This is a genomic window from Brevibacillus sp. HB1.1, from assembly GCF_013332445.1.
In the GTDB taxonomy this organism is placed as follows: domain Bacteria; phylum Bacillota; class Bacilli; order Brevibacillales; family Brevibacillaceae; genus Brevibacillus; species Brevibacillus porteri.
The window spans coordinates 127,717-143,596 of record NZ_JABMIV010000003.1 but is presented as its reverse complement, the minus strand read 5'-3'; the positions used below and the strand labels follow the sequence as shown (position 1 = coordinate 143,596).

The 15,880-nt window shown below is 47.7% G+C and carries 10 protein-coding genes; all 10 read left to right on the top strand.

Annotated elements, in window-relative coordinates:
- The first annotated feature begins 75 nt into the window (after nt 1–75).
- Nucleotides 76–306 (top strand): hypothetical protein, encoded by a 231-nt coding sequence (locus tag HPY27_RS10545; RefSeq protein WP_232030104.1) that lies wholly within the window; start codon nt 76–78, stop codon nt 304–306.
- Nucleotides 307–365: 59 nt separating this feature from the next.
- Nucleotides 366–3,626, top strand: coding sequence for a hypothetical protein (locus HPY27_RS10540; RefSeq protein WP_174224940.1), 3,261 nt, complete (start codon nt 366–368; stop codon nt 3,624–3,626).
- Nucleotides 3,627–3,638: 12 nt separating this feature from the next.
- Nucleotides 3,639–4,250, top strand: a complete 612-nt coding sequence (locus HPY27_RS10535; RefSeq protein ID WP_017249754.1) for an S-layer homology domain-containing protein — start codon at nt 3,639–3,641, stop codon at nt 4,248–4,250.
- Nucleotides 4,251–4,299: 49 nt separating this feature from the next.
- On the top strand, nt 4,300–5,715 hold the full coding sequence (locus HPY27_RS10530; protein WP_174224939.1) for a hypothetical protein: 1,416 nt from the start codon (nt 4,300–4,302) through the stop codon (nt 5,713–5,715).
- An 11-nt stretch (nt 5,716–5,726) separates the two neighbouring features.
- On the top strand, nt 5,727–8,762 hold the full coding sequence (locus HPY27_RS10525; protein ID WP_174224938.1) for a M23 family metallopeptidase: 3,036 nt from the start codon (nt 5,727–5,729) through the stop codon (nt 8,760–8,762).
- A complete protein-coding gene (locus tag HPY27_RS10520) occupies nt 8,762–9,181 on the top strand; it encodes a hypothetical protein (protein ID WP_174224937.1) in 420 nt (139 codons plus the stop codon). The genes HPY27_RS10525 and HPY27_RS10520 overlap by 1 nt, the downstream gene beginning before the upstream one ends.
- Before the next feature lie 6 nt (nt 9,182–9,187).
- The gene (locus tag HPY27_RS10515) at nt 9,188–9,607 is read left to right on the top strand and encodes a hypothetical protein (protein ID WP_017249750.1); all 420 of its coding nucleotides are present in this window, start codon (nt 9,188–9,190) and stop codon (nt 9,605–9,607) included.
- Between the two features lie 13 nt (nt 9,608–9,620).
- On the top strand, nt 9,621–11,429 hold the full coding sequence (locus HPY27_RS10510) for a hypothetical protein (protein ID WP_174224936.1): 1,809 nt from the start codon (nt 9,621–9,623) through the stop codon (nt 11,427–11,429).
- A 14-nt stretch (nt 11,430–11,443) separates the two neighbouring features.
- Nucleotides 11,444–12,532 (top strand): hypothetical protein, encoded by a 1,089-nt coding sequence (locus HPY27_RS10505; RefSeq protein WP_174224935.1) that lies wholly within the window; start codon nt 11,444–11,446, stop codon nt 12,530–12,532.
- A gap of 81 nt (nt 12,533–12,613) precedes the next feature.
- Complete coding sequence (locus tag HPY27_RS10500; protein ID WP_371814320.1) at nt 12,614–15,871, top strand: 3-keto-alpha-glucoside-1,2-lyase-like domain-containing protein; 3,258 nt, start codon at nt 12,614–12,616, stop codon at nt 15,869–15,871.
- Nucleotides 15,872–15,880: the final 9 nt, after the last annotated feature.

The window sequence follows — 15,880 nt, the reverse complement described above, 5'->3', positions numbered from 1 at the left end:
GCGATTCGCGATATGGAATCTGGTGAGCCACTTGATTGGGGCGATCTATTTTTTCATCTCCATAAAGACTGTGGTTTGAAAAAATGGGATATTTGGGAGTACACCCTTCCCCAAGTAGCAGAGTTAATGAAGAGAGTGAATAAATACATTCAATTTGAGGTAGAGACACGCATGGGTTTTCCTTTCCTGAGAAGAAAGGGAACGAATTCTGTCGACAGCTCTCCCCATGCATCTAGCTCGCAAGACTATCAGGAAATTTCCGAAGACGATATTGCCGTACTTGGCAAAGTGTTAGGTGGTCTATAACCCGTTTCTGTCTATTCTAAGACCAGAACGGGATTTTTCTTTTGAGGAAGGTGATATTCATGGAAACTCAACGCTTGACCGATGCCCTCCGCTCTGTAACGAATGCTGCACGGAGTTCTGTAGAGCAGTCGGCATCTCCATTTCGTGCCCAACAAGCTACCCCATTTTTTCAAGCACTGCATCAACAACTGTATGAATTGCGCCAGATGATACGCGACATTGAGTCGAAGCCGCTCAGTTTTTCTCGTAAGTACGAGTCTCAGCCCGTTTCCCATGCTGCTCCTACTTCCCGGCTATCCGTAAGTACAGGAGAAGTCATTTCTCCGTTCCGCTTTGCTACTTTTCCTGATGCTCCTGTTAAAAGAACGGAAAAGTCCTACGGCACAAGAAGCACCCGCCATTCACAAGCATGGGAAGAAGCTGCCGTAGATATGTTACGAAACATGATGAGTAACGGCCTTCACACGCTGATCACCTCGATGGATATCGAAAATTGGGAGTCAGCGAAATCTTTGAACCGTATGATTAAGAAGGCAGAGCGTAATTTTTTGTTCAAAGACACAAACATGATGGATTTGGCGCAGGCACGTGTTTCTGGACGAACGACGGATCAAAAACAAGTGGAAGAAGAAGCACTTGGTTTGCGCGAATACTTGCGATCGGGAGTCAAACAAGACCTGCGGGATATCGCGCTAACACATGCCGTCAGCCTTGAAGAAGTAACCAGAGCTTACTATACGTCTTCTCGCCAATCCAATGACCCGCATGTAACTGTAGCTGATATTCGGGAGAAAGCAGCTCTATTACCAGATGACCCTCTTGCTCCCCAAACCCAGATGCAATCCATCTGGCAAGCAGCATCCCTTGAAGCATTCGATCTTTTTAAAAATCAGCCCGGTAGCTTTCCCACGCTTTTGGTCCACTTGCTTCAGCGCATGAGAGAAAGCCAGAGCCAATTATCGCTCGCTGTGCGCCTGTTGAAAAATGCTGCGGATCAATACGGAGGAAAAGCTGCCTACGTCAAAGCTCAGCGCAATCTTCATGAAGGAAGTGAGCAGCGAAGACAAGAGCGTGTTACCGCCCTGCTTGGTCAATCCTCTTCACCCTTTACGCAAGAAGCACTGGAGATCCAATCCTGGCAATTGCAAAATCTGTCTTCCTATCAGGCTAGCCGCACTCGATTGATTCGCAACAGATTGGAACAGAAAAGGGTACAAGAGCTGTATCCGTACAATGACAAATTGTTAAAAGCACTGATTGCAGAAGAGAAAAAGCTGCTGAAACAGTTGCATCTGCTCTGGCTGAAGATGCGCGATGTAGAGCGTCAGGCACATTTGCTCACCAGCCGAATCCTTTTGGTCCAGCGCGCATTCGGTGGATTGCAAAGCACGATTACCACCTTGATTCCTTCCGTCTCCTCGCTGGACGAGAGACTGCGTGCTCTATCTGATACGTCCGTTGCTACTGATGAGCAAATCCAGAACATGACCAGTGACTTAAAACAGCAGGAAAAACAGCTCCAGAAAACACGGGAAGCCTTGAAGGAATTGACAGAAGCACTGTCCACGGCTGTACCCAAACCTCCGAGTACCGTAGCGGGTCCTCAGGCTGCTCCTACAGCCGCATCCCCAAGCAGTTCATCCTCTGCCGCAAGCAGACTCGCCCCTGTTGCTGCTCTCGCTTTTGAGGAATTCTCGGGTGATCTCAAGACGAAGATACGAGATAAGTTCTTGAAAGGAAAAAAGAAGGAGGACAAGAAAGAGTCGGACGATACGGCGGACGATACGGATGAGTCAAGCTCCACACCGGATATCCCAACGAGAGAGAGAGCAAACAGAGATTCAACGCCTCCCGATGATACAGCCCAGAGAGTACCACTATGGCGAAAAGGATTAAAAACCGCCGGGAAATTGTTAAAAGGTCTAGGTCTTGTAGGCGTTGGCATCACAGCGCTAAATTTTGTGGATAGTCTAAACACAGATTGGCTGCAACCTATGTTTATGTCCGATTCCCAGCGACAAAGCAAAGTGTTGGAAAATCAAAAGGACCTCGTGAATGAATTCGTGAGTATTGACAAGATGCCTCCTGGTTTAAAGCATGCTTTTTTTGCATCGACATTTCTTACAGGTCTTGGAGATGGTTTGATCAACTTCATGGGTGGCACTGCACCTTCATGGAGCGATTACATTAACTCTTTCGTAGCTGCTTACAAATATGATGGCAAAGACCTCAAAGAAGAGTTAAATAATACCCTCCAGCTAGACAGCAAGGAATCTCAACTCGAATTCGATAAATATAAAGCTGCGTACAAAAATAAAGAAGAAAAAGACAAGAACTCAATGCTTATAGATATCGATGACAGCGGCTCCAAGCTGGACAATACTCCAATTACTTCATGGGAAGAGGTCAAAACACTCGACCTTGGCAAAGAAGTGGTTGGTCATCACCTGGAAAGCCTCTCTCTAGAGGAAGGCAAGTTAAGATCCGAATTAGAGAGAACGCAGGCTACTCTTAAAAATCAAGGTAAATCCGATGATTCTCCAGAAATGCTGAAAGCTTATGATGATTACTACAGTGGTATTAATACGAAACGGAATGAACACTTAGCCTTTTTCGAAGAAGTATTCGCTAAAATCCCTAAGGGTACAGCTGCCTCTGACGTAGTAGACTCAGTAATCGCTGATATAAAGGCTTCTATCGCACAAAATAGCCTCGATAAAAACAACCATACCTCCGGCACAAAAATTAATTCCGTGAAGGACAAGCTGAGCTCTGAGCTGGAAAGTAAAGAACTTCAATATTCGATCGACAGAAACAAAGCAATCTTGGCAGGCCACAGCGCAAATTCTGAAGTAGTAAAGAAGCTTGATGAAGAATATTTACGCAGTATCAATGAGACTTTCGAAGCGACGAGTTCTGAATTGGATCGCCTTTTGTCCGGGAACCAAATGAATGAGACATTCAAGAAAGACATCGAGAACTTAAAAAAAGGCCTCGAAAAAGCCAAATACGACAATCTCGTATCTCTGCACATGTCCAAGCAGCCCACCAAAGGAACCTTCAACATGCCCGACGGCTTGCAGCCACTGACCTACTGGGGCATGCAAACGGCCAATGGAACACACAGCACCTACGACTTTACCTATGGCGGCGGCAGTAATGTGAACATTACGATCGACAAAATGAGCGGAACGGAAGCTGACCTACAGCGCATCGGCTCGACCGTCAGCGAAGCCGTTCGCAGTACACAAGCAAGCCTATCCACCGAATTAAGCCAACAAGTCCGCTCCGGCATCGCCACGAGCTACACGAGATTGTAAGGAGGTACAACGATGACCCAACAATACGCCTTTGGCACTGCTAATCAGCGCTACAAAAAAAAGCTGTTCCTTGATACTGGCTTTGAGTTTATCGAAGTAAACGCCCGACTCATCGAGCCCTATTCTCCGCCAAGCCCCCAGCCTTCTTTGCGCGAAATCAAAATCATTAACGCTCCCTCGCACATCCACCACTCCGGTTTTAGCAGCTACCAGTGTTCATTGACCTTACTTTTTCCAGACAAGGAATCGTATAACCAATACTTGAGCTACGCAGGCTGGACCCACAAATTTTACGATGAAAAGGGAAGCATTTTTCTCGGAAGCGCAGAATCTATTACCCCCCAAGTCCTTGAGGCAGGACGGCGCTACAGTGTAACCGTCGATCTGATCCTCATCAAAAAAGACTCAATTGAGCGCGAATCACGCTTTCGGTTTCAAGATATTGAGGGACATTGGGCACAGAAAAACATTGAGGAAATGGCCGATCTCGGGCTCATCACGGTTATTACCCGAGATGGGAAGCCTGTCATTTACTTCCGCCCCAATGATTTTGTGACACGCGCCGAATTTATTGCCTTTTTAAATCGGACAAGGCGACTGGTAGAACGGATGATCCGGGAATAGCTGAGGCAGTTAAAACGTTTCTGTCTACTCTATATAGGAGGTGATGAAAATGATCAGCTGGGCTGATGTGAATGAAAAAGACTGGTTTTTTAATGAAGTAATGGAGGCCAGCAATTATTTGATGGCTGACGGAGAACCGTTCATTCAAGGGATTGCTTATGGCTCCTTTGAAAGCAATGCTCCTTACTTGTATGAGGAACAGAAGGGTTCCACTGGGCAAAAGGTATTTACACTCACTGCCAAATTGACACCGAGTGCAGATAACCCTCTCTTTGTCTATATTGATGGCACGCAAACCCTTTTCAAAGAAATTCGGCCGAATCAAACAGACCCGAACAAAACGGACGTCGAGCTGTATTACGCTCCATCTGCCAACTCGGTTGTCGCTTTTTCCAGCTTCGGCAAGCCTGCCTTGGACCGTTTTGGCAAACCAATTCCCCCCAACTCCTCTTCCTTTGCTTACCCGAACAAACGCCTCGATAACGGAGACACGTATTTCTACAATCCGTTTAGCCGTCAATTCAACGAGTATTTGTACGCTTATGGTCGCTCCTTGAAGCGAATTGATGTGCCTGAAGAGGAATGGAAATCGACACCTGCCCAAGACCTCGCCAAAAAATATATCGGACTCAAGCAAGACGTCTACATGGTTAGCCCTGCTCCCGGAGCCACGATTTATCTTCCCTACAATCTAAACGGCGTACAGTTGCGCTTCATCTACAACAGCTACGAAAACGGCGCTCTGTTTATGCGAGGCGGATATTTTTCGGTGAAAAGCCCTGGCGTTTGGAGAAATGACCGCTTCTTTCCCAACGCCTACATTAATCGGGCAGAGGCTTTTCTGCTCATTGACCGGCTTCGGCGCTCTTTTTACCAACGCTTTACGGATTCACAGCCCCCCACACAGCGGCTGGATGAATCCCACACGGCATACGAAGGGCAACGTGTTTTCCGCCTAAACGGTACCTATCCCGCGGGTAAAAAGCTGCTTGCCGTCAAAGTAGATGGAAAAGTGGTGAATAGTTCCGACTATCAAGAATTTGATGATCATACGGTACTGTTCAACATGCCGCTTGAGGCGGGCAAAAACGTTCATTTCCTCTATGTCAAAGAGACGAGCACCCGCTTTGAAGATGTCGGGCGCGAAAAGTATATGTACAACAGCAACACCGGGGAAAAAATTGCACTAAACGGTGGGATGACAGGCAGCAAGCCTTCATGGTGGGCACCAGCCGTCCTCTCTATGGAAGATGAGCGGTTTGGGAACGGAGATTACTTGATCGAAGGAATTGCGATCAACAATTTCGTCGATGGAGCGGCTGTCGTCAACCATATGTACGAGGTATCGTCATCCAACGCGGAAGAGAAAGAAAAATGGTTCATGCCTTCCTCGTTGCTCACCCGGGCACAGGCCGTCTCTTTTTTGAATCGCTTTCGAAAATGGTCCCTGGAACGGTTTAAATAGGAGGTGTTTTCATGCAAACGATGTCCAATGAACTGCGCAGAATTCTCTCCGAAAGACTCAAACTGGGAGAATTATCGAAGCCCGCGTGTCGCGTCGAGATAGATCGACTCATCTTCGTGCCGGGCCGTACCGAAGAGCTCGATTTCATTATGAGTGATCCGCGGGAAGAGAAAACATTGACCCGCACCATCATTCAAGATGGTTCAGGGGACGGGGGAACTGCTCTCTCCAAGATTCCCTTTGTCTTTCCTGTCGAGGGCAAAAGCATCCGAGATATTACCGCCTATATGGGCGACAATCGCAAGCACCAAGGGATCGATATTGCTTGTCCGGTCGGTACGCCTATCAAAGCTGCCTGGGCTGGCCAAGTAAAAAAAGTGACCGTGTCTGAAAAATATACGAGCTTTGGCTTTCGCGTAGAAATTCAGCATGCGGATGGCATGTGGACCCGTTACGCCCATATGAGCGAAATCCACGTCAAAACAGGGGATTATGTCACGCAAGGCACTATTATCGGAAAAAGCGGCAATACAGGAGACGTCCGCTCTGCAGGTGTTACGAACATGGGCACCTATGACGATCCCAATTCCCCCCGCTCCAAAGGAAGAGGAGCTCATCTGCACTTTGAAGTCTGGAACGGACAAGCCGTCATCGATCCGTTTCCTTATATGAATGGCTCGAAGCATCTGTTCGCTGCCTCTTCCAATAACGGCGCAGGAGTCACAACCGATGCCACCTATGTTGGAACGCCAGGAGCAACTCTTTTTGACGAACGGTTTACCAATAATACGTGGCACACAAAATCTGTCTACAAAGTAGACGAGCTGACCAAAAAACTATCCATGATCGAGAGAAGCTCGACTGAGCATAGCAACCTCACCTTTACCTTTGATCCCAAAGGGTACAAGACCGTCTTCCCATCCCCTACCGTTACGACAGGTATGAATCTCAAGCTGACCTCCGTTCACCCCGGCATTTTTAGCATGGGGTTCTCTACCAACTTCGGTGAAGGTGCCGGCGAGCTGCGCGTTTTTTTCAATGGAAAAATGCAAGTCAAGGTCATCAAATTCTCCGGGACAGAAAACGTAGAGATTCGTGATATCCCCTTTCCCAATGGAGAAATGGAAATCCGTATCGAGCTGTTCTGGAACGGGAAACAGGTCAATCGTTTTTCCCTCCAATACATTCAGATCAAGGAATTGCAAGGGCGACCTGATCTCTACGGGAACAAAGACAAAGTGGACCCGACTGTGCAGCAGGAGTTTTTTGAGGAAAGGGAAATTACGAGCACCTTCATGCCTGGTCAGCCGCGAAAAGTATCGCTCCAGGTCGGAAAGTTCGTCTATATGGACACCCTTACCCTCGACAATATTAACCACATCGAAATGGACGACCAATATGAAATGGAATCATGTGAGGCACGCATCACAATCTCAAACCCTGGCGGCTACTACAGTCCGGACTATAATCCGTTTTACTTTCCCGAAACCTACAAGGAAACGCCTTGGTCTTATTTTGTGAATGGATTCCATGTCGGTGTTCTCTCCGAAAATACTCCTGTCCGGATCTACATGGGTTATGGTCTGAATTTGATGCGGGTATTTACGGGGCTGATCGACAAGCTCGATCTGAATGGCGAGGAATCGACCATGACCATTTACTGCCGCGATATGTACAAGAAGATTTTGAACAAGGTCATTACCGAAGACAAGCAGTATCCCTCAGACGTCGGGCATTCTGCCGCACATGATACCAACGTTTTTTCCTCAATGGCTCGCCGGGACAAAATCATCTCGATAGCCAAAAAGCAGGCCAAGCAGCAGGGCCCAGAGCTCGATTATAAATTTCTGCTAGCCATTGCAGAGCACGAAACCAAAATGGGGACGCTGGGGAAAGGTCTTCCTCCAGGAGACTTCATTCTCGGATATGGATGCTATACCGGAGAAAAATGTGACCCGCAATACCAAGGGCTCGAACGACAGCTCTATCGCGGAGCCGTCCGCTATCGGGAAGCCATGGCGAGCAAAGGCTGGCGCTTTCAATCTGTCGACGATGTCAAATATTTTTGGCAAGGAGGCGACAAGGGCGCTTATCAATGGGCGAGCGATACGAACTGGTATAACAGCGTGTGGCAAATCTATCAAAAATTCCGCTCAAGCACGGAGTTTGATGCGATTCCAGAGTGGGAGAGTACCGCACCTGTCCCAACCGAACCAACTGCCAAAGCTGCCTACCTCAAATCCGCCATCGTACAAGACTTGATCGCTTATGCAGGAATGTACGGCTGGCGCAGTAATCCGCAAGACATTTTCTACCCCTATGCCATTGTACAAGAGACGAGCTATACCCACGTGACGCAGGCGACAGGCAAAGTTTTCAAAGCTGTACCGGATAAAGAAGGCGAATTCGTTGAAGTCGATCCCGAATCCACTTTGACCCCAAAAGGTTGGAAAAATCCTTTTGTTGAGCCACCCGGACGCAAATTCGAATCGTATCAATACAAAGTCGGAGAAGCCATCGCGGAAATTATGAAAGAGACGCCTTTCCGTTCCTATTGTGACCGTTACGGTACGTATCGCCTGGAAGAGATTGATATGAATCGGCCGATTGTGGCTACTTTTACCGAGCATGACAATTTGATCACGATTCATAAGACCATCGATTTTTCACGTGGCAAAAGCCATCTTGTCATTTTGGATGAAGAAAATAAGGTTGGTCATTTCGTAGACACGGAGATTTTGATGGAGCTGAAGGGCGAGGTACGTACAGGCGTTAGATCTGTTCCTTTTGCCAAAACAGACGAGCTGAAGAGGCTAGCTGCCCAGCGAACGTTTTTTGATTTGAAACGCTTGTGCCGTACGCTGCAAATTTCCATTCCCGGCAACCCTGCCTTGGATGTCCTCGATCGCATTTACATTATCGACTCCAATACAACCACCCGCGAAGCGTATACCATCAAAGGAATCCGCACGATGTTTGATGCGCAGAACGGCTATATGCAAATCCTCGATTTATTTTGGAGCAACAACGAGGGGGCGATTGTGTAATGGCCGGGATTGCTAATGATTATTTAATTTACCCGATCCTCGATCTGATCCGTGATGAAGTGCACCGTACTACGAAAGTCGCGGCAGACCCGTTCGCAGAGGAACCCTCTGTTCGTCTGATCCGGGAACATCCTCTCGATCCGGAAAAGGTCACGGGTGCCAAGCTATTCTACGAGTCTGGCTACATGCTGGACATCTCCCTCACGTTTGGCTCTACCGACACTACCACCTTCCCCCTTGAAGTCGATCAGCTCCATCCAGACTGGGAGTACTATTCTCTTTGGCGATTGACCTCAGTAACCACTGCGGGATACGCACCTGACGGAAAAACGGTAGGATCTTACCTGATCCGTCTACTCTATGATACGAGGGGCCTCTTAACTGGCACCGATGTCCTTCGTATAGAGAAAGAGAGGTGAGTACTAGTGGGCTTCTCCGTTGCTTATTCGGGCGGGGGCGTAATCGACAAGGTACGAGAGCTCCCCTACCCACACTTTTCCAAATTTACCGAGCCCTTCATTCGCGGACGCATGATTGATGTGACCGCGTCCAAGCAAGTCTTTTCCGATACCTATGCCCTTCCCTATCCGACAGAATTTTTATCTGTGGCGTTTGCTACCAATAATTATTGCGTCGGCGATTACTGGGAGCTGAGTCTGGACGGCGTGAAGGTCTGTGAAACGATTTATACCAAAGAGCTCCCGGAGTCCGTCTCGATGGGAAATAGCTTTGGGATCGTCTATCCGTTGAAGCCAAATGCGCAGATCCGCTTTGACTTCCACAACATTTCAGGTACGGAAAAGAAAGTTTGGTACAATGTAAAATTTTTACGCAAGAAACTGTAAAGGAGGCGTATGGATGCCTAGTAAACAAGTAGCTTGGATCGAGGGCGAGGTCACAGCCGATTTGCTCATCAACAAGCTGGCTGATGAAATCGTCAACGCCAAAATCCCGGATACGAAGAACCGATGGGAAAAGGTGTTTGAAGTCAATGAAGACAAGTGGGTTACGTTTAAGAAGACGACTGTTGCGGATACGCAAGGGACGTACAAGCATACGGATGGGAAGAGTTATCCGGTTTATAAATTACCGGATTTGCGTGAGTTGAGAGCTGTATACTCAGGGACACCCCTCGTTGATGAAGATGGGTATGTCTATGAAACATTTAACTCTGCCAATACGAAATCGGGTAAAAAAATTCAGGTAAAAGAGTTTGTCTATAAAAATGATGAAGGCAATGACATTTCCCTATCTGTCCCAGGTCTATTGGTGGTTAATGTCGATGATACCGATTCTGCAAACACAGTCGGTAAGAAGTGCTATGTACTCCTTCAAGGTAAATACGAGCTTGATGGAGTTACTTTTACACCTGGAGCTGAATGGAACGAGTACAAGATCATCACACAAATGCCTTCCGATTGGAACGACGTTCTAGCAAAATCTAAATGGACTGTCTATTACGCAGGAGGTAATTCAACCTATGTAGATCCCACTCCCTACAAATTCGGAATGGTCAAATACATTGCCAACCCCGTCCATCACTACGACCGCACTGTCGTCCTAAAAGCCGTTCCTGACGTACCTTCGGGCCAAACGCCTAACGATTATTTCGTCATGCTGAAGCATCCCATCCAGCAATACAACTACTTGGATGTGTCGTATGGCAAAGGCTTCACAGGCAAAAATCCAGTAGGAAAATCAGCCGATACGTACCTCCTTGCCTGCGATAATAGCACCATCATTCCTGGTAAAGTCCCGGTCATCCTCGACCAAAAACAAGCCGAGCTTCAATACAACAAATGGAATGATCCCGATGATACCGACAAATACACTCCACCTCACGAAGCATGGGCACTCGATTACGATGACAAAGTAGAAATCAAAAGCCCTTCCTCCCACTTTTTCTATGGTGCCGACTCTGTCGTCTCCTGGGTACCAAACAAGAAGCGTCGCCCAGACTACTGGGTCGAATACAATCTCTCCATCAGCAATGATCGTGTAGCAATCGTAATTGAGGGTGACCCTTCACCTGATATGGATGCCTACTACAGCAGCTTTGCTTATATCGGAAAAACCATTCCTTTTGCTGACTATGACCACAAAGGTAATTTTGGAATTACTGTCGGCATGGGTGATTTGACAAAGGAAAAATCAGGCTTCCTTCCAGCCGACATCAAGCAGGACACCAATCCTAACTATTCGGGCTGGGGACGCTATACCTCCAACGGCATGTACTCCTTCTCCATGCTGCAAACCCGAAGCTCTGTCTACTTCCAGGCGTACTACCCCGCCTTCATTACTCAGCTCCCCAAATACGATGGAGTGGGCACGCTCCCTCCAGAGCTGTCCAAGATGGTACTCGAAGCAAACGGCTTCCAAAGCTCGAAATGGACGAAGAAATATCATGCATCACCGATCTATCTGGTACACCAGTTCGAAGGCTATCGGGGCTACCTCGATAGTGTCGTAGCAATCGAGGACCATAATCTAATCAACAAGGACGAGCTCGTCGTAGATACAGAGGAACCAAAAGACCCGAAGGACCCCGCTGCCGGAACTTGGACAGAGGTATACAAGTTCTTCCGAATCAATACCCCTGTCAACTTCTTCAAGTACTCCCCCAACCCTACGGATTGCACCATCGCCATCTTAAAAGAAGTATATTAAAGGAGGAATTTCACATGGCCAATTTTAAATACACTGAAAAAATCACCACTTCTAAAGAGCTCCTGGATACGATTAAATCTGAATTCGAACAACTTACTAACTATACCTTTAACCCAGCTGCCGGAGAGACACAAGAAAAATCAACCTGGACAGTCATGACCGATCTCACCAAAAAAGATACCGCTTCTGGCAAAACCTCCGAGCTGGTCTTAAAGGGTAGCTCCAACATCAACAACGTGTCCAAAGATTTTTATGTCAAATTCGTCAATCCAGGCTTCACCAACCCGAAGGAACACAGCTCCTTGACGGTTCAAGTATTGGCAGACTACAATTCCACAGCCAAAACCTTCGCGACAGAAGGACATCCAGTCAATTTCGAATGGGCTGACGAGAAATTCGTCGTGAATGGCAAACCGACAGATCGTACGATTGATAAACCTGTCTACCTGTACATGAACGTGATGAACAATCGCCTTTCACTCGTAGCTGTTGGTGATCCGGCTGTTCACTTTGAAGATTATCGTAAGAGCTTCCTGTACGTAGGCGCACTCAAGCCATTCAAGTACAACATGGATGACGTAGTTGGAAACATCATGCTGACAGCCGGAGCTGTCGCTACTGAGCCTGCTGCTCCGATCGCCCCACACGATTATGGTCAATACACTTCTTTTGGCAACAACACCTTGCAAATGCTGGCGACAAAATCGGGCATTCGCTTCCAAAAGCACTACCCTGCCTTCATTACCCAAGCTCCACAGCCGGGCAAGGCATATAAGGATGGTCCTCTAGGCGATACTGGATTGCTGCTGGAGCCTCAAGGCTTTAACGCATCTGCTTGGACACGCCGTTACCATTTGAGCCCGATTTATGTCGTGCACGGATATGATGGATACCGCGGCAGCTTGGATGCATGCATTGCTGTTTCGAAAAACAACATTCTCCACTTGGATGAATTGATCATTGATGTCGATCCGAGCGACACGACTAAGAAACACAAACAGGAAGTTTACCGCTATTTCGACCACAATACCGAGCAGAATTTCATGAACTACTCCGCCAACGTAAAAATGGGGGTCGCATTCCTGAAGGAAGTTCGCTACTAAAAGAAGTCCCTCTAAAACCGTATAGCTAGCAAAAGGGGGAAACTAGAACGCATCTCTGGTGTTCCCCCTTCTTTTTGGGAGGTGAACTATTTGACCGGGATTTCTTCTCTAGCAGCCTATCAATTCAGACTTGCAGACCACCACACTTCTATTCGCAACTATATAGGAAACGTAACTTTCACGACTTCGCCCTCCCGTAAGTATTCCTTCGTCTATATTCCCTACGGACAAAGTGCCAGTATGGTCATGCTGGATTATTTGCTCGCGAATCGGAAATCATTTCATGCTGATCTTCAAGACTCTTTGCAAGATATGATCCGGAATGATACCAGCATGGCCAATCCCATGGAACTGGTCGTGGTATCCGATCGCTCGCCGCTTAAAGAAAGCTTGTTTCAGGACGATGCCTTGGATGCTGACCGGATCATCAAACAGCCATTACAAGTTATTCGTCGCGTTCATTTATCAGATCGGATCAAAACAGCAGGAATGGCAAAGCTCAATCCAGCCCAAATGTCCGTGCGCGTAAATAAGGATGAGCTGTATATTGATTTGCCACCAGCTGGAGCGAACCGTACCTTTTCCGCAGAAGCTGATCTTATGAAAGATCATTACAAGGCAACACGGACTGAGCGATTCGCCGGGAAAAAGATAGATGAATGGTTCACGGGAGAGCGTACTTCCACGTTTGATTTATTCGTCAACACGGAAAGAAGCTTAGCTGAGCGGAAGTTTTGGGCGTTGCTCTTTTTGCAGTTAGAAAGAGAATACGCGACTAGATCGATTGCTCACAACCTCACTGTTGAAAACGCTATTCCCCTATCCATCCGCGACAATAAACATGCCATGTTTACGGATTGGTCCCGTTCCATTGGCGAACGTCAATTTGCCTTCCAGATGACCCGACACTTCGTGCAAGCCTTTCACCGGATTAAAACAAAGTCGACGAAGGTGCTTCGCGACATGGACTGGGCTTATCTCAAAGCCCGTCAGTATGACTCCTTGCTGCACTTCCTTCACCGTGCAAGCAGGATCGCTACGCAAGATTTAGCTATCCATACGGCTTCCACAGGCACCCGAACCATACACCAAGGTGGTTCTATTTTACAGAAGCACGACTGGGGTTATCGATATTTCACGCGCCTTCTCTCCCTTGATTCCTTTTCACCAACAGCTTTCCGTCCGTACCAAAATGATTTGTTCATCATTAGCTCTCAACTCCATGCTTTTCGTCCCTATCAATCACCAGGCACACTCATGACACAATATACAATCGGTAATCGAGACGCGGCTTCGGACTTAGCTATTTTTATGTCACAACTTACTGGCACACGTTCGATTCAAACAGATGCATCGATCTTGAGCTATCTCGAACAAGCTTTTCGACGCAACAGTCCTCAACTGTTTATCCCCAATCCTCTCATCCATTCTCAGCGCGAAAAAGTCAGTAAGCTCTGGATTCCCCAGCACTTCGAACTTGGAAAGAAACATCTTTCTCGCCCCACTTCGATTATCAGGGATGACGTTCGCGCAGATCGCCAGCTCACACATGCTACTCATCTTTGGGAAAAGGAACGCGCCATCGATCTTAGCGGGGGCAAAGCACCTAAGCCATCTTTTTATCAGGATGAGGATGACCAATTCGCCCTCTTAGAAAATGTACGCCCAAGTCTCCTGGCTGAAGATATGGTCTTCGCGACCATCTTACGGTTACTGCCCACTCATCTTTTGGAGGATATCCTCGCCTCTAAAGAATTTCCTTCCCACCTGATGGACGACATGATTTTTGCCTCCCGCCTTACAGACGGTCAAAGCATTTTGGAAGCACTCATGGAATGGGCACTGACCAACAAGACTTTCGAGGCTTATGTGGATGAAGAATTTTTGGAGGGTGTGCGTACGCGGGTTCAGGCATTGATCGAATCCGAAGTCATCTTCAGTAAGACGTTGCAAGAAAAGGCAGGGATTCTTTCCTTTGAGACATGGGAGTCCACCCGCCCGAACGAGGTTATCTCGCATCTTGAAGAGGACAGAGTTTTAGGGAAACGGGAAGTCTTGCTCTCTTCCACGGTCGCAGAAGAAGGAATCGCCAGCCAATTAGAAGCGGCTCCTGCATCTATAGCAGAAACACTCGTTGGCGAAGATGTATTCCGTCCAGCCGAACTGCAAATTGAGCATCCTTTTGGTTACATGGAACCCGATCCGTCCGTTTTGTTTGACGAGCATACTGCCCGTAAATCCGCTCACGCCAGCGATCTTGACGAATTGCCGGTCACCGCACTGCTGCGCAGCAGAATCACGGAATTGTGCAGCGGCTATCTCTTCGCTACCTCCCCGCATGAACGAGCCAGTTACCTCGTCGATTTATACGATGTGGCAGAAAAAAGCGCCCGCGATGGAGAACTGCAGGACGATGAATGGCGTAAGTATGCCAAGCTCGCGCTGGAACAAACGGTATTGCATGAGCAACTGATTGCCTATCAACCAGAAGCAGCAGCTCATTTGATCGAATCCATCCTCAGCTACAAGCAACCAGATCAAGCTGTTATGAACGCGGATTGGATAGCCAACAACCAAGAGCGTGCTACCTCACTTCTCACCCAAATCATGGGTAAAAAAGAACTCGCAGATGCCGTCATCCTGGAATACTTCGCTGGCCAATTGGATCGCGGAAAAGGTTATATCGAACAACCATTGATTTCGGTCCGCGACTACAAGAATGCCTGGGCAGATCGTATAGAAGAAATAGGACAAGGTTTGGTCTACGACTACTCCAACGATGTACTCGAAGCTGAACACGATCCCGAGCATTGGTCAGGTGGTTTTTCTGTTCCAGAAGCATACGATCCCCATGATCCATTCAATGCGTACTACCCATGGACGACAGATAGGAACGCACTCGCGATGGGGCAAGACAACTGGACTCGTTTTGGTTCTGGTACATGGGAGCATAATCGCGACCAAGGCACATTTACCCACACAAAAGGCTCCAGTGGCATGAGCGGCTACATTCGAAATGACTTTACCTATACAGACTATCAGTTTGAGGTCGATTTCAAAGTCGATGAGCCCGCAGATGGAGACAGCGCTGGTATCGTGTTCAAATATCACAACGACCAGAACTACTGGATGTTCGTCGTCAGTGATGGAAGCGCCAGCGGAATGCCGCGACCCATGCAGCTTTTCAAAGTAGAGAATGGCAGCTCAACCATGTACTCTACCCCGATGAACCCGTTTGCCTGGGAAAAAGAGAAATGGTATACGCTGCGTGTTTGGGTAACGGGTAACCGCATCCGCGTCTGGGTAGATCATAACCTGCAATACGACTTTACCGATTAGAGGTGATCA